At 73.3% G+C, this 23,126-nt stretch carries 20 protein-coding genes; 9 read left to right on the forward strand and 11 right to left on the reverse strand.

The features are described 5' to 3' along the window. Nucleotides 1–148: 148 nt before the first annotated feature. Nucleotides 149–583 carry an MGMT family protein gene (locus tag JEK78_RS06495; protein ID WP_200263151.1) on the reverse strand — a complete coding sequence of 145 codons (435 nt, stop codon included), beginning with the start codon at nucleotides 581–583 and terminating at the stop codon, nucleotides 149–151. A 419-nt stretch (nucleotides 584–1,002) separates the two neighbouring features. On the opposite strand from JEK78_RS06495, the gene JEK78_RS06500 reads away from it, so the two are divergent. Continuing rightward, complete coding sequence (locus tag JEK78_RS06500; RefSeq protein ID WP_242483287.1) at nucleotides 1,003–3,858, forward strand: lysylphosphatidylglycerol synthase transmembrane domain-containing protein; 2,856 nt, start codon at nucleotides 1,003–1,005, stop codon at nucleotides 3,856–3,858. Between the two features lie 247 nt (nucleotides 3,859–4,105). Continuing rightward, nucleotides 4,106–5,656, forward strand: a complete 1,551-nt coding sequence (locus JEK78_RS06505) for an alpha/beta hydrolase (protein ID WP_200263152.1) — start codon at nucleotides 4,106–4,108, stop codon at nucleotides 5,654–5,656. Between the two features lie 129 nt (nucleotides 5,657–5,785). Here the strand turns inward: JEK78_RS06505 and moeZ are convergent, their stop codons facing one another. The 4 genes from moeZ to JEK78_RS06525 all read right to left on the reverse strand — a co-directional run bounded on the left by moeZ (nucleotide 5,786) and on the right by JEK78_RS06525 (nucleotide 11,551). Next, the gene (gene moeZ / locus JEK78_RS06510) at nucleotides 5,786–6,964 is read right to left on the reverse strand and encodes an adenylyltransferase/sulfurtransferase MoeZ (protein WP_200263153.1); all 1,179 of its coding nucleotides are present in this window, start codon (nucleotides 6,962–6,964) and stop codon (nucleotides 5,786–5,788) included. Between the two features lie 178 nt (nucleotides 6,965–7,142). Beyond that, nucleotides 7,143–8,162 (reverse strand): NAD-dependent epimerase/dehydratase, encoded by a 1,020-nt coding sequence (locus JEK78_RS06515; protein WP_200263154.1) that lies wholly within the window; start codon nucleotides 8,160–8,162, stop codon nucleotides 7,143–7,145. Nucleotides 8,163–8,879: 717 nt separating this feature from the next. Next, a complete protein-coding gene (locus JEK78_RS23760; RefSeq protein WP_347341202.1) occupies nucleotides 8,880–9,725 on the reverse strand; it encodes a DUF3152 domain-containing protein in 846 nt (281 codons plus the stop codon). Nucleotides 9,726–10,489: 764 nt separating this feature from the next. After that, on the reverse strand, nucleotides 10,490–11,551 hold the full coding sequence (locus JEK78_RS06525; protein WP_200263156.1) for an alpha/beta fold hydrolase: 1,062 nt from the start codon (nucleotides 11,549–11,551) through the stop codon (nucleotides 10,490–10,492). 267 nt (nucleotides 11,552–11,818) lie between these two features. Between JEK78_RS06525 and JEK78_RS06530 the strand changes: the two genes are divergently transcribed. From JEK78_RS06530 to JEK78_RS06545, 4 genes are all read left to right on the forward strand, one after another. Further along, nucleotides 11,819–12,043 carry a hypothetical protein gene (locus JEK78_RS06530; protein WP_200263157.1) on the forward strand — a complete coding sequence of 75 codons (225 nt, stop codon included), beginning with the start codon at nucleotides 11,819–11,821 and terminating at the stop codon, nucleotides 12,041–12,043. A gap of 189 nt (nucleotides 12,044–12,232) precedes the next feature. After that, the gene (locus tag JEK78_RS06535; RefSeq protein ID WP_200263158.1) at nucleotides 12,233–12,889 is read left to right on the forward strand and encodes a TetR/AcrR family transcriptional regulator; all 657 of its coding nucleotides are present in this window, start codon (nucleotides 12,233–12,235) and stop codon (nucleotides 12,887–12,889) included. Between the two features lie 138 nt (nucleotides 12,890–13,027). Further along, nucleotides 13,028–13,255 carry a DUF3107 domain-containing protein gene (locus JEK78_RS06540; RefSeq protein WP_200263159.1) on the forward strand — a complete coding sequence of 76 codons (228 nt, stop codon included), beginning with the start codon at nucleotides 13,028–13,030 and terminating at the stop codon, nucleotides 13,253–13,255. Between the two features lie 243 nt (nucleotides 13,256–13,498). Then, nucleotides 13,499–13,768, forward strand: coding sequence for a hypothetical protein (locus JEK78_RS06545; RefSeq protein WP_200263160.1), 270 nt, complete (start codon nucleotides 13,499–13,501; stop codon nucleotides 13,766–13,768). Between the two features lie 80 nt (nucleotides 13,769–13,848). Here the strand turns inward: JEK78_RS06545 and JEK78_RS06550 are convergent, their stop codons facing one another. Beyond that, nucleotides 13,849–14,622: a ferritin-like fold-containing protein gene (locus JEK78_RS06550; protein WP_200263161.1), complete on the reverse strand. Its 774-nt coding sequence runs from the start codon at nucleotides 14,620–14,622 to the stop codon at nucleotides 13,849–13,851. Between the two features lie 497 nt (nucleotides 14,623–15,119). Here JEK78_RS06550 and JEK78_RS06555 point away from each other — a divergent pair, with 497 nt between their 5' ends. Both JEK78_RS06555 and JEK78_RS06560 read left to right on the forward strand, forming a co-directional pair. After that, nucleotides 15,120–16,922 (forward strand): DEAD/DEAH box helicase, encoded by a 1,803-nt coding sequence (locus JEK78_RS06555; protein WP_242483288.1) that lies wholly within the window; start codon nucleotides 15,120–15,122, stop codon nucleotides 16,920–16,922. A 129-nt stretch (nucleotides 16,923–17,051) separates the two neighbouring features. After that, nucleotides 17,052–17,924: an alpha/beta hydrolase gene (locus tag JEK78_RS06560; RefSeq protein ID WP_200263162.1), complete on the forward strand. Its 873-nt coding sequence runs from the start codon at nucleotides 17,052–17,054 to the stop codon at nucleotides 17,922–17,924. A gap of 139 nt (nucleotides 17,925–18,063) precedes the next feature. Here JEK78_RS06560 and JEK78_RS06565 read toward each other — a convergent pair whose 3' ends face one another. Continuing rightward, the gene (locus JEK78_RS06565; RefSeq protein ID WP_200263163.1) at nucleotides 18,064–18,828 is read right to left on the reverse strand and encodes a hypothetical protein; all 765 of its coding nucleotides are present in this window, start codon (nucleotides 18,826–18,828) and stop codon (nucleotides 18,064–18,066) included. 382 nt (nucleotides 18,829–19,210) lie between these two features. After that, nucleotides 19,211–20,107 (reverse strand): NYN domain-containing protein, encoded by an 897-nt coding sequence (locus JEK78_RS06570; RefSeq protein WP_200263164.1) that lies wholly within the window; start codon nucleotides 20,105–20,107, stop codon nucleotides 19,211–19,213. Between the two features lie 247 nt (nucleotides 20,108–20,354). Here JEK78_RS06570 and JEK78_RS06575 point away from each other — a divergent pair, with 247 nt between their 5' ends. Then, nucleotides 20,355–20,507, forward strand: a complete 153-nt coding sequence (locus tag JEK78_RS06575) for a hypothetical protein (protein ID WP_200263165.1) — start codon at nucleotides 20,355–20,357, stop codon at nucleotides 20,505–20,507. 98 nt (nucleotides 20,508–20,605) lie between these two features. Here JEK78_RS06575 and JEK78_RS06580 read toward each other — a convergent pair whose 3' ends face one another. The 3 genes from JEK78_RS06580 to JEK78_RS06590 form a co-directional block, all read right to left on the reverse strand. After that, on the reverse strand, nucleotides 20,606–21,211 hold the full coding sequence (locus JEK78_RS06580; RefSeq protein ID WP_200263166.1) for a MarC family protein: 606 nt from the start codon (nucleotides 21,209–21,211) through the stop codon (nucleotides 20,606–20,608). Between the two features lie 110 nt (nucleotides 21,212–21,321). After that, nucleotides 21,322–22,179, reverse strand: a complete 858-nt coding sequence (locus JEK78_RS06585; protein ID WP_200263167.1) for a PHP domain-containing protein — start codon at nucleotides 22,177–22,179, stop codon at nucleotides 21,322–21,324. 95 nt (nucleotides 22,180–22,274) lie between these two features. Then, nucleotides 22,275–22,925, reverse strand: coding sequence for a DUF6758 family protein (locus JEK78_RS06590; RefSeq protein WP_200263168.1), 651 nt, complete (start codon nucleotides 22,923–22,925; stop codon nucleotides 22,275–22,277). Nucleotides 22,926–23,126: the final 201 nt, after the last annotated feature.

Consider the following 23,126-nt stretch of genomic DNA (forward strand, 5'->3'; position numbering starts at 1 on the left):
CACCCGCGTCGTCGGCCGGGCGCCCGTGCGGCCGGCCGCGCCGCCGCCGCTCGCGGCCGGCGGAGTGCCTTCTTCCGCGCACGCGTCGGAGGGGCCGTCGCCCGCTCCGGCGCGGACCATCCGTCGGAAGAACATGTCGGGTGTCACGTCATGTGCCCTCTTCGCCGTCCCACCGGGCCCGCCCCGTGTCGAGGCGGGCCCGGCCGTCCCTCCCGGGCCGACCGGCGCGCCGGAGGGGGGTCCCCTCCTCCCGGTACCGCCGACCGGCCTCACACTCTCGCCCGGGCAGCGGGCGGCCGTCCGCCCGGACGACGCGCCACCACGGGACTCCTCCCCCGTAGTGGGACATCACCCGGCCGACCTGGCGGGGACCGCCCTCGCCGAGCCACTCGGCGACGTCCCCGTAGGTCATGACGCGTCCGGCCGGGATCCTCTCCACGAGGTCCAGGACCCGCTCCGCGTAGTCGGGGAGCGGGTCGCCCGGCCCCGCCCCGGTGTGGGGGCCGCCCGTGGGTCCGGGTTCGGGCGCCGACGATCCGTCGGCGGGGGGAGGGGTCGGCTCCGCGGGATCGTCGGCGTGCATCGCCCCATCCTGGCGCATGCCGCCGACCGCCCGCCGGGCGGCGGCCCGAGTCCGCGGCTCGCCCGCACCCCACGGGTGGGGCAGACTGTGCGACCGCGCGTACGTGTCCCGATGCCGCCGGTCACCGGCCCGGCGTGTCACCATCGTGCGGGCCGACATGTGATCCATCCGAGAGCAAGAAGAGACGTTGACTCCCTCCCCCAGCCCGAGGACGGCGGACTCCGACGGGAACCCGCCGGGTTTCGGCATCCCGTTCCGCCGCCGACCGCCCGCCCGGGAGGACTCCCGTTGAGGTCTCACACCGTCTCCCCGGGTGGGCACCGCCGGACCGGCGGCCGGGACCGGCCCTCCCCCTCGGACCGGGCGGGGAGTCGACGCCCTCGCGCCACCGGCTCCGGGGGCTCCCACGGGAGCGGGCGATGAGGCACCCCGGCGCGCTGCCCGGCGGCTCCGGAAGGGAGAGGGGCGCCTCCGACGGTTCCCCGTTGCCGGGGGCCGGCGACCCGGGACGACACTCGCCCGACGACGAGGCGCGTCACGACCCGGCGGAGGGTCCGCCGGACGCCTCGCTCTCGCCCGCCTCGGGCCCGGTCCCGCCGGAGTCCGGCGGGAAGCACGAAGGCGAGGAGCCAGCGGGAGAGGAGGACGGCCCGGCCAACGAGGTGGTGGGCGACGAGCCGTTGCTTCCGGCCCGCGTGCACCGCCCCTTCGACCTGGTCAGGCTCCTGGTGGGGCTACTCGGTGTGGCCTGCCTGCTGGCTGTCGCCGCCTTCGCCCACGGCACCACCTCGGGCCTGGAGCAGGACATCACCAAAGGGACAGGTCAGGCGCCGGACCTGTTCATCGAGATCGCCGGTCTCGCGTCCAGCATCGCGATCCTCCTCGTCCCGGTCGCCTTCGCGATCGAGCGTCTGATCAAACGGGACGGACTGAGGATCGCCGACGGCGTGCTCGCCGCCGTTCTGGCGCACGGCGTGACCCTCGCCATGGACCTGTGGGTGGCCCAGTCGGCCCCGGGGTCCATCCAGGACGCGCTCACCCAGCCGTCCCCTGGCAACGCCGACATCCTCACCGACCCGGTGCACGGCTATCTCGCCCCGGTGATCGCCTACATGACCGCCGTCGGCATGACCCGTAGACCCCGCTGGCGCGCGGTGCTCTGGACGGTGCTGCTCCTGGACGCCTTCTCGATGCTCGTCAGCGGCTACACCACGCCGTTCTCGATCGTCCTGACGGTGCTGATCGGCTGGACCGTGGCCTACGGGACTCTCTACGCGGTCGGTTCCCCCAACGTCCGTCCCACGGGTCGGACCCTGATGGCGGGGCTCCGGAAGGTGGGCTTCCGCCCGGTGTCGGCCTCCCGCGAGGACATCCCCGAGGAGGCGGCCGGGGCCGAGCGAGCCGACTCCTCGGACCGCGGCCGTCGCTACTTCGTCACTCTGGAGGACGGCCCGCCCCTGGACGTCACGGTCGTCGACCGGGAGCAACAGGCCCAGGGCTTCTTCTACCGGGCCTGGCGCAACCTCACCCTGCGGGGTTTCGCGACCCGCAGCAGCCTCCAGTCGCTCCGCCAGGCGCTGGAACAGGAGGCACTGCTCGCCTACGCAGCCATCGCCGCGGGCGCCAACGCTCCCCGGTTGATCGCCACATCGGAGCTGGGACCGGACGCGGTGATGCTCGTCTACGAGCATGCCGAGGGGCGCGGCCTGGACGCGCTGGGCGACGAGGAGATCACCGACGACCTGCTGCACGGCACCTGGGAACAGGTCCGTGCCCTGCAGTCCCGTCGCATCGCGCACCGTCGGTTGGTCGGCGAGTCGATCCTGGTCGGCCCCGCCGGCGAGGTGAGCCTGACCGACCTGCGCACAGGTGAGATCGCCGCGGGCGACCTGCTGCTGCGGATGGACATCTCCCAGCTCCTGACCACGCTGGGACTCCGGGTGGGCGCCGAACGCGCCGTGGCCTCCGCGGTGCGCGTGCTGGGTCCGGACGCGGTTGCGGACTGTCTGCCGATGCTCCAGCCCATCGCCTTGAGCCGCTCCACCCGGGCCACCTTGCGCAGGCTGGGCAGAGAGCGGGCCGAGCGCGAACGCGAGGCCGTGCTGGGCGCCTCCCGGCAGGTGCGACACGCCCGTGCCGAGGCCGCCGACCGGGACGAGGTCCCGGCCCCGGGCACGGCGGAGTCGAACAAGTCGGACAAGAAGGCCGCCCGAGCGCGGAGCCGGGCCGAGAAGAGAGCCCTGGAGGAGGCTCTGGACGAGGCGCGGGAGGAGGATCTGCTCACCCAGATCCGCCACGCGGTCCTGCGCATCAGGCCACAGGCCCTCGTCGAGCCGGTGCGGTTGGAGCGCATCCGACCTCGCACCCTGATCAGTCTGATCGCCGGCGCGATCGGCGCGTACTTCCTGCTGTCCCAGCTCACCGACTACGAGTTCGGGCTCATCGCGAACGCCGAGTGGGGTTGGGTGGCGGCGGCGGCGTTGTTCTCCGCCCTCAGCTACATCGCGGCGGCCCTCGCCCTCCTGGGGTTCGTGCCCGAGCGCGTGCCGTTCCCCCGCACGGTGGTGGCGCAGGTCGCCGGGTCCTTCGTGAAGATCGTGGCTCCTGCGGCGGTGGGCGGCGTGGCCCTGAACACGCGCTTCCTCCAACGCGCCGGGGTGCGACCGGGGCTCGCGGTGGCGAGCGTCGGCGCCTCGCAACTGTTCGGCCTCGGCTGTCACATCCTCATGCTCCTGGCCTTCGGCTACCTGACCGGAATCGAGAAGACCCCCTCGCTGTCCCCGTCCCGGACGGTCATCGCGGGTCTGCTGACGGTGGCCGTGCTGGTGCTCGTCGCCACCTCGGTGCCCTTCCTGCGCAAGTTCATCGCCACCAGGGTGCGCTCCCTCTTCGCCGGAGTGGTTCCGCGCATGCTCGACGTGCTGCAACGCCCGCAGAAACTCGTCACCGGCATCGGCGGCATGCTGCTGCTCACGGCGTGTTTCGTGCTGTGCCTGGACGCCTCCATCCGGGCGTTCGGCGGCGGGGCCGCCTCCGTGAGCCTGGCCGGCGTCGCGGTCGTCTTCCTCGCGGGCAACGCCCTGGGCTCCGCCGCGCCCACGCCCGGCGGGCTTGGCGCCGTCGAGGCGACCCTCACCGTGGGTCTGATCGCGATCGGCCTTCCGAGCGAGGTGGCCGGCCCCGCGGTACTCCTGTACCGACTGCTGACCCTCTGGCTCCCCGTATTGCCCGGGTGGCTGGCGTTCAACCACCTGACCCGCAAGCAGGCTCTCTGACCGCCGACCCCCTTCCCGCCGCCCGGCCCCGTTGTCGGCGTCCGGCCGACGCGATCGGGACCGGCGCGACGTCCACCCGAGAGGGTTGCCGGGGGCGAGCCACACGTCGGGCCACCTCCGCACGTGACCGCGAATCAGCAGATCACAGCGTTGTCCACAGGGCACGGACGCCGTGCCCTGCTCCGCCTACCATGGAGGCCACCGCCACCGCGACTCGCCGCGGATGGCCCTGACAGGGGGGACGGACATGCTGCGCTCCGTACGCCGGGTCGCGCTCGCGGCCGTCGTGGCATCGCTGGCCGCCGGGTGCGGCGCCTCGCCGGAGGGGTCGGCCGCCGAGCCGACGACCGGCGAGGGAGCCGAGAGGCGGGCGTCGGCCGTCGCGCCCGAGGGCGTCCCCTCGGCCCTCGCCGCCCAGCGCCTCCAATGGACGGACTGCGCCGGCACCGAGGATTCCCCCGCGCCGGGCGACGACTGGCAGTGCGCCACCCTTGAGGTGCCGGTGGACTGGTCCGCGCCGGAGGACGACACGATGAAGCTGGCGCTGATCCGCTCCGAGGCCCGGGGTGATCGGCGGATCGGTTCGCTCCTGTTCAACTTCGGTGGGCCCGGCGCCTCGGGAGTGGCCACCATGCCGTCGTACGGGGGCACCCTCTCCTCGCTCCACGAGCGGTACGACCTGGTGAGCTGGGACCCACGAGGCGTCGGGGCCAGCTCCGGGATCCGGTGCCGCGACGACGCGGAGATCGCGGAGGCGGAGTCCGTCGACATGGTGCCGGAGACCGCTGCCGAGGAGGCGGCCTTCCTGGAGGACGCGGCCGATTTCGGCCAGGGCTGCGAGGACTCCGCCGGCCCGCTGCTGGCCCACGTGTCGACCGCGGACACCGCCCGCGACATGGAACTGATGCGCCATGTCCTTGGCGACCGGGATCTGAACTACTTCGGCTTCTCGTACGGCACCGAGTTGGGCGGCGTCTACGCACACCTCTTCCCCGAGCGGGTCGGACGGATGGTGCTGGACGCCGTGGTCGACCCGACAGCCGATGTCTTCGAACACGCCGAGAACCAGGCACGAGGCTTCCAACGCGCCCTGGACGCCTACCTGGAGTCCACCGGGCAGGACCCGCGGGAAGGGACACGGCGGCTGGCCGACCTGCTGGAGCGGATCGACCAGGACCCCTTGCCGACGGCGTCCGAAGAACGGCGGCTGACGCGCACGCTGGCGGTCATCGGGATCGTTCTGCCGCTGTACAGCGAGTCCGCGTGGCCCACCCTGACCGACGCACTGCGGGCGGCCCGCGAGGGAGACGGCACCGAACTCCTGGCACTCGCCGACGCCTACCACGGGCGCGACGCCTCCGGCCACTACGCCACGACGACACACTCCCAACGGGCCATATCGTGCCTCGACGCCCGGCAGCGACCCACGGTGGAGGAGACGCGGGAGCGCCTGCCCCGATTCGAGGAGATCTCGCCCGTCTTCGGCCCCCTCCTGGGGTGGGACACGGCGGGCTGGTGCCACGACTGGCCCGTGGCCGGGCTGAACGAGACGCCGGAGGTGAGCGCCCCGGGCGCGGATCCCGTCCTGGTGGTGGGGAACACCGGCGACCCGGCCACCCCCTACGAGGGCGCGCGCCGGATGGCGGACGAACTCGGCGAGGACGTCGGCGTGATGATCACATGGGAGGGCCAGGGGCACGGTGCCTACGGCAACGGGAGCGACTGCGTGGAGACCGCGGTCGACACCTACCTCCTGGAGGGCAAGGCACCCGAGGACGGGATGGTCTGTTCCCGGTGATCCCGGGCGGCGCCGGTGACCGCCGGCGTGTACAGCGCGTGTCCCACCGGCCGTCCGGCCCGAGCCGCGTGACGGGTGCGGGCCGGGTCCGGACGGAGCCCGGGTCCCGACCCGGCCGCCGAGCCCGACTCAGTACACGGGCTTGTCCGGTTCGATCTGGTTGACCCAACCGATGACACCGCCGCCCACGTGGACCGCGTCGGCGAAGCCCGCCGCCTTGAGCACGGCCAGGACCTCCGCGCTGCGGACGCCGGTCTTGCAGTGCAGGACGATCTTCTTGTCCTGCGGAAGGCCTTGGAGGGCGTCCCCCATGAGGAACTCGTTCTTCGGGATCAGACGGGCTCCGGGAATGGAGACGATCTCGTACTCGTTCGGCTCGCGCACGTCGATGATGTCGATGTCCTCACCGTCGTCGATCCAGATCTTGAGCTGCTTCGGCGTGATCGTCGCGTCGACGGCGGCGGCCTGCGCCTCGTCGGAGACGACCCCGCAGAAGGCCTCGTAGTCGATCAGCTCGGTGACGGTGGGGTTCTCGCCGCAGACCGCGCAGTCCGGGTCCTTGCGGACCTTGACCTGGCGGTATCGCATCTCCAGCGCGTCGTAGATCATCAGTCGGCCGACGAGCGGTTCGCCGATCCCCGCCAGGAGCTTGATGGCCTCGTTGACCTGGATGGAACCGATGGAGGCGCAGAGGACGCCGAGCACGCCACCCTCCGCACAGGACGGGACCATCCCGGGGGGCGGCGGCTCCGGGTAGAGGCAGCGGTAGCAGGGGCCGTGCTCGGACCAGAAGACGGACGCCTGTCCGTCGAAGCGGTAGATCGAACCCCACACATAGGGCTTGTTCAGCAGGACGCAGGCGTCGTTGACCAGATAGCGGGTGGCGAAGTTGTCGGTGCCGTCCACGATCAGGTCGTATTCGGCGAAGATCTCCGACACGTTGTCGGCTTCGAGCCGTTCCTCGTGCAGGACCACGTCCACATAGGGGTTGATCCCCTTGACCGTGTCCCGGGCCGACTCGGCCTTGGAGCGACCGATGTCGGCCTGACTGTGGATGATCTGGCGCTGCAGGTTCGACTCGTCGACCTCGTCGAACTCCACGATGCCCAGGGTGCCGACACCGGCCGCGGCGAGATACATGAGCGCGGGCGAGCCGAGTCCGCCGGCGCCCACGCAGAGCACCTTGGCGTTCTTCAGCCGCTTCTGCCCGTCCATCCCCACGTCGGGGATGATCAGGTGGCGGGAGTACCTGCGGACCTCGTCTACGGTGAGCTCGGCGGCCGGCTCGACCAGGGGGGGCAGCGACACGGGGACTCCGTTGGTCGGTCGATCACTACGGTGGTTCTCCCCGTAACAGTGCCACGGCCTCTTCCATTCCGAGACTCCCGTCCCGGCCCGCGAGACGCCGCCGTCCCAGCAGCCGGGCAACGCCCGGACGGAGCCTCCTCCGGCCGGGCCGACACCGGTGCCGGGAACGGCCCGGGGCTCAGATCCGGCACGCGGCCTCCATCCAGATGTCGGCCAGCGACTCCTCCAAGTGGATCCTGGGTCGCCACCCCAGGCGATCGCGAGCGGTGCGCACATCGGCCTGCTGCCAGACGCCGCAACCGTCGGGATAGGGGTGGGCGACCGGGAGGACCGGGTCGGCCTCGGCGCGCGGGGAGCCGTCCCCCCGCTGCGGGTGGGTCTCGCCGCGATGCCCGGTGGACTCGGCCCGGGGGTGGACGACCGCGGCCCGGAGGTTCCCGTGGGGCGGGTCCGACTCGTGCAACGCCCCGCCGTAGCCCGCGACCCGGGCGAGTGTGCCGGCGACGTCCCGGAGCCGGACGGCGCGCCCGGAACCGATGTTGATGACGCCCTGCGCTGCCGAGAGCGAGGCGGCGTGGACGGCCCGTGCCACGTCCCGGACGTCGACGAAGTCGCGTTGAACGCCGAGACCGGCGAGCCGCAGTTCACCGTCCCCGGACTGCATGGCGCGGCGCAGCGCCTCGGCGAGTCGACCGAGCGGGGACCCCGCCGGCGTGCCCGGTCCGGCCGGCGAGAAGACCCGCAAGACCACGGCGTCCAGGTCCGACCCCAGCACGAGTTCGGTCGCGGCGAGCTTGCTGACCCCGTAGGGGCCTCCCGGACGGGGCACGGCGTCCTCGGGGGTAGAGGACCCGGGCTGGCTGGGCCCGTACTCGGCGCCGCAGCCCACCTGCACCAGACGCGCGCCGCAACGGCTGCGACGCAGAGCCTCGCAGATAGTCGCGACGGCGACGGTGTTGTGCCGGGTCAGCTCGCGCGCCCCGCCTCGGGTGGCACCGGCGCAGTTGACGACCACTCCCGGGTGGACCGCGTCGAAGAAGCGCGTGAGGGCGCCCGGGCTGCCTGTCGCCAGGTCGAATCGCACGTCGGCGTCGTCGCCTCGGCCCAGCGCGGTGAGTTGAACGGCCGGATCGGCGAGCAGTCGATCCGCGACGAAGCGACCGAGGTAGCCGCGGGATCCGATCAGCAGGACTCTCATCGGGCGCCCTCCGGTCCGGGAGGAAGGGATGCGGCGGTCATGTGTGCTCCTTCTCGGTGTTGTTGGGGGTTCGACGGCCGACGCCGCGGCCTGGCGGGCGGGGTCCGGCGACCACCCCTACGGGCGTGCGGGAAGGCGCGACGCGACCGGCGGCGGAGCGATTCGGCATCGGGGCCAGGGCGAGGGGCGGCGAAACGGTACGCCTTCGTGCCCGATGGGCCCGGCGCACGTCTCCCGACACGTGCGCGCGCGAGGTCGCGTGCCGGCGCTTCCCTCGCCGGCGGGCGCGACACCGCGACCCGCCGGAGGCGTCCTCGGGGGACCGAGGGGAGACGGGCTCGACCGCAGCGGCCCGGACGCGGCCCGTCCCGACGCTCGCCGTTGACGGATACGTGGGCACCGCGAGGCGTGTCGACCGTGAGCGGTCACGAGCCGGACGCTCCACCCGCCGACGACACCGGCGCCCCACGGGCAGGCGCCATCCGCCTCCACTGCGACACACAAGCGCACCCCCGCTCTCTCGCCGGCGGGCCGGTGGCCCGGCGATTCCCGGCAGGACGAACGTATGCGGAGCTCACGGCGAGTCGACGGACGGTTGTCCGTTAAGCCACCAGAAGGGGTGAACAGTCGTGACCTTCACCGACAAGCCGCGTTTGACTCTCCCACCACGTGACCGGCGGGGTCCTCACAGCCCCGCGAAGGCGCCACCCGCGTCGCTCAACCCCCCGGGAAAGGCCATGGATTGGGGACGCAGTCGATGCCGTCGTGGTCGACGAACTTGGTCTGCTGCTGCATCACCGGGGCGAGCTGGCCGTCCTTGTCGCACGTCTCGTGGTTGAAGCCGATGCGGTGACCGATCTCGTGATTGATCAGCATCTGTCGATACCCGTGGATGTCGTCGCCGTAGGTCTCGGCGCCCCGCGCCCATCGATAGGCGTTGATCATGACGCGCTCGGTGGCGGCCGAGTCGCAGGAGACGTTGTCCACGGTGGTGTCCAGACCCGACTCGGCGCACCAGACGGCGGTGGTGCCGGGACTGGCCAGGGTGATGACGAAGTCGGCCTGGCCCGAGTGGACACGCTCGAAGGAGCGGGCCCCGTCGTGAGCCCAACTCCGGGCGTCGTTCAAGGTGCGGTGGACGGCCTGGGCGAACAACTCGGCGTCGAGGTCCAACCCCCGCTCGACGTCCACCCGGTAGCGGTACCGTCGGCCGGTCTCCGGCCCCGGGTCGATGCCGGGAACGGCGTCGAACGTCCCCGGTCCCTCCGCCGTCTCGTCGATTGGGAAGGTCGTCGCCATCATCTCCTCGTAGGAGGGGGAGGTCTCGACCTCGGGCGACCGAGGCGTCGGACGCCGATCGGTTCGCGAGGCCGTGCCGTCCGTGTCGCGCCCGTCCTCGGCGGCTCGCGCCGCCGCGGCGTCCGCGCCGCCGCGCTCGCCGGTGACCTGGACGGCCACCGCGACCGCCAGCGCGGTGGTGACCGCCGCCGCGGCGACCCCCACGACGGTGCGCCCCCGGCCGCCCTTGACCGGTCGACAGCCGTCGACCGCGTGAGGCGGCACGGAGGCTGCTCCTCCGGGCCCTCCACCGGGCTCCGGGGCGGGCCCGGCGGGCGCCGGCCTCGGAGCCGGAACACCCCGCGCGGGCCCGGCGAGGCCCCCCGACGGGCGCTTCGCGGCGGGGCCGGGCGGGGCAGGCGGGCCTTGGTCGAAGGCGGCCAGGTAATCGGGGCGCGGACCCGCCGTGGACGCGCCGTCCTCGGGCCCCCTCGGGCGGGTCCCGCGCTGCCGGGGCAGGGGGTCGACGGGTGCCCCGACGTCGGCCCCGACGCCCCGCCCCTCGATGTCCCCCGGGGTGTCCCACGGCTCGGGGTGCCCTCCCCTCGCCCGCGGCACGTCGGGCTCACCGGCGCCCGGCACCTCCTCGGACGGCGGGGGGAAACCGTGCGCCGGCGTGTCGGCGACGTCCCGGTGGACCAAGGAGGCCCCGGACCCGGGAGAGGAAGGCGGCGAGGCGGGAGCCGGAGCGGAGCGGCCGTCGGCGGTGGCCCGACCGGCGCCGATCCCGACGCCCGGCCCGGAAACGCCGCGCGCACGCCCCGCCTCCGGGTCGGGGCCTTGGGACCGTCCGGCGTCGCGGACCCCCTCCGGGGGCCGCCCCTCCGGGTCCCCCTCGCGCGTCGCCTCCGCGCCCGCCGGGGCGGCGTGCCGGGCGTGCCTGCCACGCCCGGCGGTCGTCGGACCCGTGGGATGCGTCGACCCGCGCGGCGCTGTCCCCTCTGCCTCCGCGGCCGGTCCTGGGCGGCTGTGGCGTCCCACTTCGCGCCTCAGCCCCCCGGGGTCTCGTCGGCGTCGCCCTCGTCCGCGGCGCCCGCCCGCCGGCGGAGGGGCCCCTCACCGCGTGCGAGACCCGTCCGGCCACGGGCGACCCGCGGCGCCCCCGTGTCGGTCGACAACTCGCGGAACGCGGTCGCGACGGCCTCCGGGTACTCCATCATGGCCACGTGCCCGGCGTCGGGCAGGGTCAGCAGCCGGGAGTCCCGGAAGGCGCGGGCGGCACGGGCGGCCATGCGGTGGGCGACGAGTCGGTCGCGCCCCCCGTAGACCAGGAGCGTCGGCGCGATGACCCGCTCGGCCTGGCGCCACAAACCGTGTCGGCCGCCCAGGGTGTAGGCGTCCACCAGACCGCGCGCCGAGCCGGCCATGGCCTCCCAGAAGTACGGCAGCGCGACGCGCCGCTCCATCTCCTCGACGGCCCGCCGGAACGCCTCCGGGGTGACTCGGTCGGGGTCGCCGTAGCAGAGGTCCAGGACACCCCGGACGCGTTGCTCGGCGCTCCAGTCGCGGGAGTACCGCGTGAACAGCCGCACCATGCCGGGCAACGCGAGCAGGGCCGTGGGCACCGCGCCGCGTTGCACCCGGATCTCCGGCAGCGCCGGCGAGACCAGGCTCAGCGTCCGCACCAGGTCGGGCCGGACCGCGGCGACCCGGGTGAGGACGGCGCCGCCGAGCGAGTTCCCGATCAGGTGTGCCGGACCCCGACGGGTGGAATCGAGGTAGCGGACCACCGCGCGCGCGTGGCCGGTGATCGAGTAGTCCCCGTCCACCGGGGGGGTCGAGCCGCCGAAGCCGGGCAGGTCGAGCGCCTCGCCGTCCACCTCGTCCTCCAACAAGGCCATCAACGCCGACCAGTTCTGCGAGGAGCCTCCCAGGCCGTGGACGTAGAGGGCGGGCGGCAGGCCCGCGCGCGCCGGCGGGCGGGCGCGCACCGCCAGGGTCGTGCCCGGGAGGCGGACGGACCGGAGCCGCTCGCCGTCGGCGAGACACACCGGCGTGATCCGAGGACACGCCGCGGCGGTCGACACGGACGGCGGTTCGGTCGAAGACATGCCGCAATGCTACGAGACCGTCACCCCGGGCTCGGTGGTTTCGCGCCCGCTCCCCCCCGGCGACGCCGCGCGGGGGGTGGTGCCGCGTGCCGTCGCGCGACAACCGTCCCCCTCGCTCCCGGGCCCGCCGCCCTGCGGACGCTCGGGCGCGGCGAGTACCGGAGGTCACGGACGCGTGGCGTCGACGGGACCGGTCTCCTAGGCTCGTACGCGAGGGCACCGGGGCGTGGTCACGGCACCTCGGGACGCCGGAGAAGGGAGCCCGCCATGACCGTCGACCCGAGCGATCCGGAGACCTTCGCGCAGGACGGCTCCGAGGAGCCCGACGACGTCGCCGTCGAGGCCCCGAGGGCCGACGCCGCGGAGCAGCGGGCCGAACTGGCCCCGGGGCGGGACGATCCCCTGACCGGGGAGGACGCCGACCGCGCGGCCGAGGCCGACCTGCTCGAACAGGCGCGGGTGATCAGTCTCGACGAGGACGACTACCGGTGAGGACCCGGTCACGTCGGGGCCCGGACGCGGACGACCGCAGAGGGCCGCGCTCGGCTCGTCGCCACGACCCTCGCGCCCTCTCGCGCACCGGCGGACGAGATTCCGCGCTCTCGACGCGCACACCGGGGTTACCGAAAAGTACGATGGCGGCGCGGCGCACACCGCACAAGGACGATTCTGGGAGGCGGCGTGACAGCCATCGAGCAGACAGAGGCGGCACGCCCACGCGGGACCCGCCTGCCGCGGCACGCTCGGCGCAACCAGCTCTTGGGAGCCGCGCAGGAGGTGTTCGTGGCCCAGGGCTACCACGCCGCGGCGATGGACGACATCGCCGAGCGCGCCGGTGTCAGCAAGCCGGTGCTCTACCAGCACTTCCCGGGCAAGTTGGACCTCTACCTGGCCCTGCTGGACCAGCATTGCGAATCCCTGATCCAGGCGGTGCGGCAGGCCCTCGCCTCGACGACCGACAACAAGCAGCGGGTCCGCGCCACCATGGACGCCTACTTCGCCTACGTCGAGGACGACGGGGGCGCGTTCCGGCTGGTCTTCGAATCGGACCTGACCAACGAACCCGAGGTGCGCCAGCGCGTCGACAAGGTCACCACCGAGTGCGCCGAGGCGATCTGCGAGGTCATCGCCGAGGACACCGGCCTCTCCCGGGCCGAGTCCATGCTGCTCGCCTCGGGGCTGGGCGGGCTCGCCCAGGTGGTGGCCCGTTCGTGGCTGCACAGCGACCGGAGCGTGCCCCGCGAGCAGGCGGTGCGCCTGCTGGCCTCGTTGGCATGGCGTGGCATCGCCGGTTTCCCCCTGCACGGCAGTGACCAGCCGCAGGATTCGACACCCTGACGAGCGTCGCCCCGGCGGGCCGCGGGTGTTCGCTCCTGGCGTTGTCCCGCCGGGCCTACGCGTCCCCGCTCCGGGCTAGGGTGTGCTGCGTACGGCGCGGACGACCGCGCGATTCACCACTGTCGGAGGGACAAGGCCGTGGAGGTCAAGATCGGCGTACAGCACGCGCCCCGCGAGATCGTTCTGGAGAGCGGCCAGAGCGCCGAGGAGGTGGAGCGCGTGGTGGCGGAGGCACTGGCCGGCAAGGCACAGTTGCTGAGCCTCGTGGACGAGCACGGCCGGAAGGTCCTCGTTCCGGCGGACCGCCTCGCGTACGTCGAGATCGGCGAGCCCTCCCCGCGCAAGGTGGGCTTCGGCACCCTGTGACGCCCCGCCACCGAGGCGGAGATCACCGCTCGCGGCGGCGGCCGGGCCCGAGGCAGGGCCGGCCGGCGCCGCGTGGCACCGCGTGATCGCGCGCGGGACCGCTCCGGCCTCCTCGCGGCCTCGGGCCGGGGGGCTTGGCGTTCTCGACGTGTCGCGGGCCGGTGGGGGGTTGCCGCCCCGGGGCCGAGGGTAGGACCGGGGAGACCGTCCGGGACAAGGCCGGCACCTGGGGAGGGCCCCGACATGATCCTGGCAGCGCTCAGCACGGTAGTCCTCGGCCTGGCTCTGGGCTGGGCGGCCACCCGCCGCCTGCCGCACCGCCTGCCGGAGCCGTCCCTGGTCCTGGCAACCGGCGTGGCGGGGGCCATGGTCGGGGCCTTCGTCACCCACACCGCTCTCGACACCTCCGGCCTGATACCGGTGCTCGCCGGAGCGTCGGCCGTCTCGGCGGCCTCCGTGTCGCTGTTGGTGAGGCCGGCCGGCGGCCCGCTCCGTCGATCGGCCGCGGTCTGACCCGTCCGGGGCCCGCGGACCGGCCCGACCTCCACCCCGGGAGGGCGTGAGGCCGGTCGCGGCCTCGGCGCGCGCGTGGGTCAGGCCGCCAGGCCGAGCGCCGCCATCCTCTTGGTGTGCGCCTCGGTGATCCGCGTGAACATCCGTCCGACCTCGGCCAGGTCGAAGCCGTCCGCGAGACCGCCCACCAACATCGTCGACAGGGCGTCCCGTTCGGCCACCACGCGCTGGGACTGGGAAAGCGCCTCGCCCATCAGGCGCCGCGCCCAGAGCGCCAGGCGCCCGCCCACCCGCGGATCGGCCTCGATGGCGGCCCGCACCTTCTCCACCGCGAAGCCAGCGTGCCCGGTGTCGTCCAGCACCGCCAGGACCAGTTCACGGGTGCCGGAGTCGAGGCGGGCGGCGACCTCTCGGTAGAAGTCGCCCGCGATGGAGTCGCCGACGTAGGCCTTGACAAGACCCTCCAGCCAGTCCGAGGGCGCGGTCTGCCGATGGAATCCGTCGTAGGCGGCGACGAACGGCTCCATCGCCCGGGTGGGCTCCTCGCCGATCTCCGCGAGTCGGTCGCGCAACCGCTCGAAGTGGTGGAACTCGGCCGAGGCCATCTTCGCCAGCTCGGCTTTGTCCGCCAGGGTCGGCGCCAGCTTCGCGTCCTCCGCGAGCCGCTCGAACGCCGCCAACTCGCCGTACGCGAGCGCGCCCAGCAGATCGACCACCGCCGCGCGATAGTGCGGGTCGCGGGACGCGGTCGCCCAATCCTGGGCGGCCACGGCCACGGCCTTCGGGGCGTCGGCCCGTCCGGCCGGTCCTGCGGCGGCTTCCTCGGCGGGAGCGGGCTTGTGAGGGCTGGTCATGGAGCGCAGAATAGTCCGCCGCGCCGACGGGGCAGTAGCGGCGGGGACCGGATCGCGCCGCAGGGGCGCGCGCCCACCCCGGTGTGACGACGGCTACATGACCAAATCGACCATCGCCTGTGCGGGAATCCGGGGTATGGTGGTAATGCGCCTGCCGACTAGGTGACGTCCGCGTACGTGACGTGTTCGTCGGGCCACACGTATGAGGATGCCCGGTCGGTGGCCCGATCGGCTCCGACCCGACAGCCCTCTGTTTCCGTACGGCCTGACGCGTGCGATCCGCGGAGGGAGACCCTCAGCGGTACGAGCGCTGGAGCGTCGACCGTGGTCCCGTGCCCTGTGGCACCGTCGCGAGGCGGCGGCCCCCGGCACGATCCCTACAGGACCCCGCGCTCGCCTCGGACCGCGCACACAGAAGAGGCAGCACCCTGACTACGACGTTCCGATCCCTCGGGATCCTCCCCGAGACAGCCGAGGCCCTGGAGGCCGTCGGCATCGTGACCCCCTTCCCCATCCAGGAGATGACCCTCCCCGTCGCCCTCTCCGGCACGGACGTCATCGGCCAGGCCAAGACCGGCACCGGCAAGACGCTGGGCTTCGGCCTCCCCCTGCTGGAACGCGTGACCGTTCCCGCCGATGTCGAGTCGGGACGGGCCGCCCCGGCGGATCTGACCGACGCGCCGCAGGCGCTGGTCGTGGTACCGACGCGCGAGCTGTGCACCCAGGTCACCAACGACCTCCTCACGGCCGGCAAGGTGCGCGACGTGCGCGTCACCGCCATTTATGGCGGGCGCGCCTACGAACCCCAGGTGGAGGCTCTCAAGCGCGGCGTCGACGTGGTCGTCGGGACGCCGGGTCGTCTGCTGGACCTGGCGGGGCAGCGGAAGCTGGACCTGAGGCACGTCAAGTGCCTCGTCCTCGACGAGGCGGACGAGATGCTCGACCTCGGCTTCCTCCCCGACGTCGAGAAGATCGTCGGCATGCTGCCGGCCCGCCGCCAGACCATGCTGTTCTCGGCGACCATGCCGGGCGCGGTGATCGGACTGGCCCGCCGGTACATGTCGCAGCCGACGCACATCCGGGCGACCTCCCCGGACGACGAGGGCGCGACGGTCGCCAACATCCGGCAGTTCGTGTATCGCGCCCACTCCATGGACAAGCCGGAGATGGTCTCCCGTATCCTCCAGGCCGAGGGTCGGGGCCTGGCCATGATCTTCTGCCGCACCAAGCGGACCGCCGCCGACATCGCCGAGCAGTTGCAGCGTCGTGGCTTCGCCTCCGGCGCCGTGCACGGCGATCTCGGACAGGGCGCCCGCGAACAGGCGCTGCGGGCCTTCCGCAACGGCAAGGTGGACGTCCTCGTCTGCACCGACGTCGCCGCCCGGGGCATCGACGTCGAGGGCGTGACACACGTCGTCAACTACCAGTCGCCCGAAGACGAGAAGACCTACCTGCACCGGGTCGGCCGAACAGGTCGCGCGGGCGCCAAGGGCACCGCCGTCACGCTGGTCGACTGGGACGACATCCCTCGCTGGCAGCTGATCAACAAGGCGCTCGACCTCGACTTCAACGACCCGCCCGAGACGTACTCCACCTCCCCTCACCTCCGCGCCGACCTCGGCATCCCGGAGGGAACCAAGGGGGTCCTGCCGCGCGCCGAGCGCACCCGCGCCGGGCTGGCCGCCGAGGAGATCGAGGACCTCGGAGAACCGGGCGCGAGAGGACGACGCGGGAGCGGGGACGACTCCCGTGCCGCGGAACGCGAGCGCCCCGCGCGCACCCCGCGCCGCCGTCGCCGCACCCGCGCCGGGGCTCCCGTCGAACCGGACCCGGCCGCGGCCACGCCGTCCCCCGCGGACGACGTCGCCGACGGCTCGGCGACGGTCGCGGCCGCCGAAGCGACGCGCACGCCGCGGCGTCGCCGCAGGACCCGGGGCGGGGTGGCGAACCCGGTGCCGTCGGAGACGACGGCCTCGGCCACCGACACGATCGACACCGCCGAGACCGGTACCCCCGCTCCGGCGACGCCGCGCCGCCGCCGGGTCCGAGGGAGGGCGGAGGTCGCGCCCGAGGCCGCCGCCGACCTCGCCGTGACGCCACCCCGGGAGACCGAACCGGCCGAGGCGGCCACCCGCGCGCCGCGCCGCGCCCGCGAGACGTCCGCGAGCCCGGGGGCCGGCGACGGGACCCGGCGCTCGCGGGAGTCGGACCCGGTGGAGGGGACGAGGCCCCGCCGCAGGTCGCGCCGGGCGACGAATGCGAGCACGCCCGAGACCGCCGTGGAGACCGGTGGCTCCTGACCGCACCACGCGGGCGGGGCGGCAGCGATGCGGCCCCGCCCGGCGGCGCGGACGAGCGCGGTCCCGGCCCGCCGATCAGGCGTCGGGGCCGCCGCGCGAGAGGCGTCGGCGCCCCGATACCCTCGGGCCGTGAGTCAGAACGCCGCCTTCTCCCTCCCCCCCGACGCCCGAGCGCGCTCGTTGCGGACCCCGCGCGGCGTCTTCGCGGCGGTCGAGTCGCCGGTGCCCGACGGGGTGGAACCCCGGGGGGTCGTCCTCATGGTGCCCGGGTTCACCGGCAGCAAGGAGGACTTCACTCTGCTCCACGGGCCCCTGACGGCCCGCGGCTACCACACCGTGGCCGTGGACGGACGCGGCCAGTACGAGTCGCCCGGCCCGCGCGAGGACGAGGCCGCCTATGCCCGGCGAGAACTCGCCCTGGACGTGCACGCACAGGTCGCCGCGCTCGAAGAGCCCCGTACGCACCTCCTCGGTCACTCCCTGGGAGGTCAGATCGCCCGCGCGGCGGTGCTCGTCGACCACTCCCCCTTCCGTTCGCTCACCCTGATGTCCTCGGGCCCCGCGCGGATCTCCGCCGCGCAGCGGGAACGGGTCGCGCTGTTGTCGGACGCGCTCACCACGATGCCCATGGAACGCATCTGGGAGGCGATGCGAGCCATGGGCCCCGTCGAGGCGGTCGGCGGGCCCCCGGCCGGACCGAGCGACCAGGAGGGGCTGCGCCGACGCTGGCTCGGCACCAGCCCCGCCCAGCTTCGCGCGACCGGCCGACAACTGTGCACGGAGCCCGACCGTGTGGCGGAACTCGCGGCCGTGCCGCTGCCCTTCCACGTGTTGTCGGGCGCCCACGACGACGCCTGGCCGGTGCCCCTGCTCGACGACATGGCGACCAGACTGGGCGCGCTTCGGACCGTCGTCGCCGATGCCGACCACTCCCCCAACACCGACCGACCCCTGGCCACCGCCGAGGCCCTGGCCGGCTTCTGGGACGGCGTGCCGTACTGACCGCCCGGGACGCCCACACCTCGGCGCCCCCGACCTGGCAGGGCGACACCGTCGCCGAAGGCGGCGGCGACCCGGCCGCGCGGCATCGCGGGATCGACGGCCCGGCCGTCGACCGGCACGACGAGGTCGGGGCGCGCCGTCAGAGTTCGGACAGGTCCAGCACGTACCCCTCGGGCTTCTCGGCCGAGACCGGGGCGTTGTGGTCGGTGAAGTCGATCTTGGTCGGCTCCGCTTCCGACCTGTCCTCCACACGCAGGAGCCAAGGCTCGCCGTCGGTCGCGACGTAGAGCCGGCGCTCGGCACCGTCGTCCGAGAGGTCGACGCGGATCGCGGGCTGCCCGGCGAGGGTGGCCGTGCCGGCGCGCGTGGCCGCGACGCGCTCGTCGACCTCCTCCGGCACGAGGCCGTCCAGGTCGCACATCTCCTTCATGGCGTCCTCCATGCCGTCCAGGAACGCTCCGGTGAGCCACCGGTCCGCGAGGAGGGCCACAGCGCTTTCCAGGTCCTCGTCCGGCGCGTCGTCCATTTCCCGGATGAACGTTTCGTCAAAGCGCGTGTAGAGGGCGTCCCCGGTGTTGACCAACTCGGCCCGGCCTTCGCCCGCCACGGAGAGACTCCCCGCGCACCGGCCCTTCCTGTCCATGGCGATGTCGACCTCCAGCGGCGCACCGCTCTTGGTCAGCTCGGTCGCCCCGGAGGCGTGCACCGACTCCAAGGCGGAGGTGGCGGCCAGGGCGCGGCCCAGGATGTCGCCCCCGGCCAGCCCCTCGAAGGGCTCGACCTCTCGTGTGGCGGCCTCGTCGGGCCCGTCTGCCCGAGGTTCACTCCCGAACAGACATCCGGTCAACAAGCCCATGGGGGCGACGACGACGGCGATGCGGACGGCCATGTCGGTGCGGCGCACGGTGGTTCCTCGAAGTTCGCTGGGATCGGTGCGTCCGGTACCGGGGCCCCTCCCGGAAGAGGCGGGGAAGGAGGGACACCATCGAGCCGGCGCCCCGGCGCGCCACCTGCGGTGGCTCTTCGCGCGGCGAACCCGGCCGGTCGCTGTCCGGCGCGCCCGCGGCCCGACTGGGACCCCGATCCACGGAACGTCAACTAGCTTATACATCCACTTTGTTGAAGTGCCGCGACTATTCCCGCACCCGGGTCGACACCGCGACGCCGCAGCCGATCTCCACGGCGCCCCCCCCCGGGGGGCGACCGGCCGGCGCTCGCACACCGTGTCGATCCGGCCGGCAGCCGCGTCTTCCGTGGGTCCGCGACCGAGAGCCGGGGTGGTCGGATCAGTACAACGACTGGACGTACCCCCAGAAGCCGTCGCGCAGGGACCGGCGCAGGTCGGCCTGACCCCGGAGGGAGTACTGGAGCAAGGCCTCCGCCTCCACCAGGAGATCCTGGTCGACCGAGCCGGGGAGGTAGGGCCGGCCCGGGATCAGCTCGGCGAGGGACTCGTGGCCCCGGTCGGCGCGCCACTTCGCGGCCACCTGTGCCCCCACGAAGCGGACGTCCTCGCGGGTCGGCCGGGGGACGCCCGCTCCGCCGTTGGCGCCGATCGTGCGTCGCGCGACGTAGGGCTTGAAGAACTCCAGCTCGAAGGTGCGCTGGCTGTCGACCTCCCAGAGCAGGGGTTCGGCCTGGTTGCCCGATTCCGGGGCCTCCACGCCCCACAGGTGGACGCGAGCCCCGTATCCCTGGGCGGCCTCGACGGCGGAGACCAGGTCCTCGTCGCCGCCGAGCAGCACCGCGTCGCTGATGGCCCGGTGGCGGGCGAGGGACTCCAGGTCGGTGCGGATGAGGGAGTCGACGCCCTTTTGCTGGTTGCTCGCGTTGAGGTTGCCGAGGCGGACCTTCACGTCCGGCAGTTCGGCGATGTGCTGCTGCTCCGCGGTGTGCATGCGCCGGCGGGCACCGTCGTACCAGTACACCCTGAGCAGCCGACTGTCGGCGAAGATGGTGCGGGCCCGGTCGATGAACGCCTCGATCAGGCCCTCCGCGTCCAGGTCGAAGGCGCGCCGGTCCTCGGTGCCGGCGACCAGCCGCCCCGCCGCGGCGTACAGGTAGCCCGCGTCCACGAAGATCGCGTGGGTGGCGGGCGTCTTCGCGACCTCGGCGAGCACTCTGGTGAGCAGCTCGTTGGACTGGTCGATGCGGGCTGCCAGGGCCTGGATTTCGTCGTTCATCTCCTCCATTGTCGCGGCGTTCACCCTACGATCACAACTGATCCCGGAACGTGCCCCGCCGCATGAGCAAAAGGATCATTTGGGGCACGCTTGTTAGCGGGGCGAAAAATTTCCTTAGCGTAGGGAATGTTCACGACCCCGCGATCGTTGACCGGGGGTAGCGGCCGCGACACGGGGGGCTTCGTCGCCCGGCGCGGCCCGACTGTCAGCGATCCCCTCAAGGGATGACCGACGAAGGGAGAGACTCGTGCGTTTCGAGGTCATGCGACTCGACGATGTCGACGGGACGCCTGTGGACACCACCGTCGTGGACGCCGCCTCCGTCAACCGCATCGTGCACCAGGCGGCGGCCATCGGGCAGCGCCTGTGGATCCGCCCCGCGGACGTCTCCGCCTCGTAGCCCGAGGCAGACGTCCCCGCCCGCGAGGCCCCGCTCCGACGCCGGGGCCTCGCGGGCGGCGACCCGGATCCGAGCGCGTGGTCGAGGCCGGCGGCCTCTCAAGCCGCCTCGATCACCTGCAACACCCCGTTGATGATCTGCTGTACCGCGATGGCGGACAGCATCATGCCCGCGAGCCGGGTGACCAGCACCACGCCGCCGTCCTTGATCACCCGTATGATCAACAGCGAGTACCGCATCACCAGCCACAGCACCACGTGAATGGCCAGGATCGCCGCCCAGACCGACACCTGCCCCGTGACGCCGTCCGCCTTCTGCACGGCGAGGATCACGGAGACGATGGCGCCGGGGCCCGCCAGGAGCGGCATGCCCAACGGGACGAGCGCGACGTTGACGTCCTTGGTCTGTTGAGGTTCGTCGGTCTTCCCCGTGAGCAGGTCGAGCGCGATCAGCAGCAGCAGCAGACCACCGGCGATCATCAGGGCCGGGACGGACACATGCAGGTAGTCGAGGATCTCCTGGCCCAGCAGACCGAACACGGTGATCACGCCACCGGCCACACAGACTGCCTGCAGGGCCATGCGCCGCTGCACCTTGGCCGTCCTGCCGCCGGTGAGCGCCAGGAAGATCGGAGTGATCCCGGGGGGATCCATGATCACGAAGAGAGTGAGGAAGAGGGAGCCGAACACGGCGACGTCGAACATGGAGAGCCAGGCCTCACGGAAGTGCGAGCGGGATTGCGTGCGAAAGGGAGGAGTGCCGCGAAGGGCGGCGACATCGTGCGACCGCCCGGGCGGGGACCCGGGCGCGTGGCTCAGGCCCCGCCGGCGCCGGGGACCGGGAAGGCGCCGAAAGCCCGCCTGGTGATCTCGCCGTAGACCTCGGGGTCCGTGGTGAACTGGCCGAGGACGCAGGTCTTCCGGCTGCCGTGGTAGTCCGAGGACCCGGTCGTCAGCAGACCCAGGTCGGCGGCGAGCCCGCGCAACCTGGCTCGGGCGTCGGCGGTGTGATCCATGTGGTCCACTTCCACGCCGTCCAGACCGGCCTCGGCCAGCTCGGCGATGGCGGCGTCGGACACCGTGCGACCCCGCTCGGCAGCGGCGGGATGGGCCAGAACGCAGACCCCTCCCGCGGCCTTCACCAATCGGACTGCCTCGCGCGGGTCCGTCTCGTGCTTGGGCACGAAGGCGCGCCCACCGTCGGCGAGCCACTCCTCGGTGAAGGCGTCGCCGACCGTGCCGACCACCCCCAGCTCGACCATGGCGGCGGCGATGTGCGGCCGGCCCACCGAACCGTCACCGGCGATCTTCCGGACTCGCTCCCAGGTCACCGGAACCCCGGCGGAGTTCAGGGCCGCGACCATGCCCTTGGCCCTCGGCACCCGGTCGTCACGGACCCTCTCGCGTTCGGCGAGCAGCGCGGGCTCGTGGGGATCGAAGAGATAGGCCAGGAGATGCGTGCCGACACCGTCGCCACGACAGGACAGCTCGGCCCCCGTCACCAGGGTCAGCCCCTCGGGAAGGGCGGCGATGGCCTCCGCGTGCCCCCGAGTGGTGTCGTGGTCGGTGAGCGCGACGACGTCCAGCCCGGCCCGTGCGGCGTTGCGCACCAGTTCGGCCGGCGTGTCCGTGCCGTCGGAAGCGGTGGAGTGGGTGTGCAGATCAATGCGCACGACGCTGACTCCAGGCGGTGACGGGACGGAAGGGACGTTTCAGCATAACCGGCGGCGAGCGATGCTCCGTCACACCCGCCCGGTACCGGCGACCCCTACCGCGCCCATGGCGCGAGAAGCCGCCGGGACAGGGCACCACACGGGACCAGCCGCACGTCGACGCCCGCGTCGCGCAGATCGGCCAGGCCCGGTTCGTCGTACATCAACAGCGCCGAGCGCTCGGGCCACACCACGGCCCACAGCCACACGCCCAAGGCCTCGCCCGCGAACACCGCGCGGTCGACGGGAGCGCCCCCGACGTGCCAGAGCGGCGTCGGCCGACCCGCCGCCGAGGCCTTGACCTCGGGAGGCCTGCGCACGTCGAGACGCGATCCGGGGTCGGGGGTGTCCAGCCCCGCGTACCGGGCACCCAGGCCTACACCGGGCTCCTCCGCCACGAGCAGGAGTTCCCCGGTGCCGCCGAGGGGCCCGGGGCCGGAGCAGGCGACCGCGACGGCCCGGCCGCCCGCTCGGTCGTCGCCCGCGCGGGCCACCCCGGTGAACTGCCAGCCGACCGGCAGAGGCCACGGAAGCCACACCGGAACCCGGGCCCGCCGCGACACGGCTGCAAGGGTCTCGGCGCCCGGCGGCTCCACGGGCTGAAGCGGATGGACCGCGCCGTGGACGGCACACTGCCAGGTCTCGGCGGGGAGTCCGGGAGCCCTGACCCGGCCGCCGCATTTCGGGCACACGGGTTCGCGCCTCATAGCCTTCCACGCTCCTCCCCTCGGTCCGCCGCGTCAAGGACGATCACCCATGCGGGCGGGAGGTTCACGCTCGGACCGGCGCGCGCCGCCGGGTCGGCGGCCGACCCCTACCGGGGCGGGCACGGTCCCTGCGGGAGGGAGCGGGGCGGCGGGCGGCCGAGCGGAGTGTGAGATCCGCCACCCGCCCCGCGTACACCCTCC

Origin of the sequence: Streptomyces sp. HSG2, from assembly GCF_016598575.1 — a bacterium.
Lineage (GTDB): Bacteria > Actinomycetota > Actinomycetes > Streptomycetales > Streptomycetaceae > Streptomyces.

What these genes read in the sequence shown, in the direction of transcription:
- JEK78_RS06525 (WP_200263156.1), bottom strand. Translation starts at nt 11,551, where the DNA reads ATGTCTTCGACCGAACCGCCGTCCGTGTCGACCGCCGCGGCGTGTCCT.
- JEK78_RS06590 (WP_200263168.1), bottom strand. Translation starts at nt 22,925, where the DNA reads ATGAGGCGCGAACCCGTGTGCCCGAAATGCGGCGGCCGGGTCAGGGCT.
- JEK78_RS06495 (WP_200263151.1), bottom strand. Translation starts at nt 583, where the DNA reads ATGCACGCCGACGATCCCGCGGAGCCGACCCCTCCCCCCGCCGACGGA.
- JEK78_RS06545 (WP_200263160.1), top strand. Translation starts at nt 13,499, where the DNA reads ATGATCCTGGCAGCGCTCAGCACGGTAGTCCTCGGCCTGGCTCTGGGC.
- JEK78_RS06570 (WP_200263164.1), bottom strand. Translation starts at nt 20,107, where the DNA reads ATGAACGACGAAATCCAGGCCCTGGCAGCCCGCATCGACCAGTCCAAC.
- JEK78_RS06500 (WP_242483287.1), top strand. Translation starts at nt 1,003, where the DNA reads ATGAGGCACCCCGGCGCGCTGCCCGGCGGCTCCGGAAGGGAGAGGGGC.
- JEK78_RS06580 (WP_200263166.1), bottom strand. Translation starts at nt 21,211, where the DNA reads ATGTTCGACGTCGCCGTGTTCGGCTCCCTCTTCCTCACTCTCTTCGTG.
- JEK78_RS06530 (WP_200263157.1), top strand. Translation starts at nt 11,819, where the DNA reads ATGACCGTCGACCCGAGCGATCCGGAGACCTTCGCGCAGGACGGCTCC.
- JEK78_RS06505 (WP_200263152.1), top strand. Translation starts at nt 4,106, where the DNA reads ATGCTGCGCTCCGTACGCCGGGTCGCGCTCGCGGCCGTCGTGGCATCG.
- JEK78_RS06550 (WP_200263161.1), bottom strand. Translation starts at nt 14,622, where the DNA reads ATGACCAGCCCTCACAAGCCCGCTCCCGCCGAGGAAGCCGCCGCAGGA.
- JEK78_RS06515 (WP_200263154.1), bottom strand. Translation starts at nt 8,162, where the DNA reads ATGAGAGTCCTGCTGATCGGATCCCGCGGCTACCTCGGTCGCTTCGTC.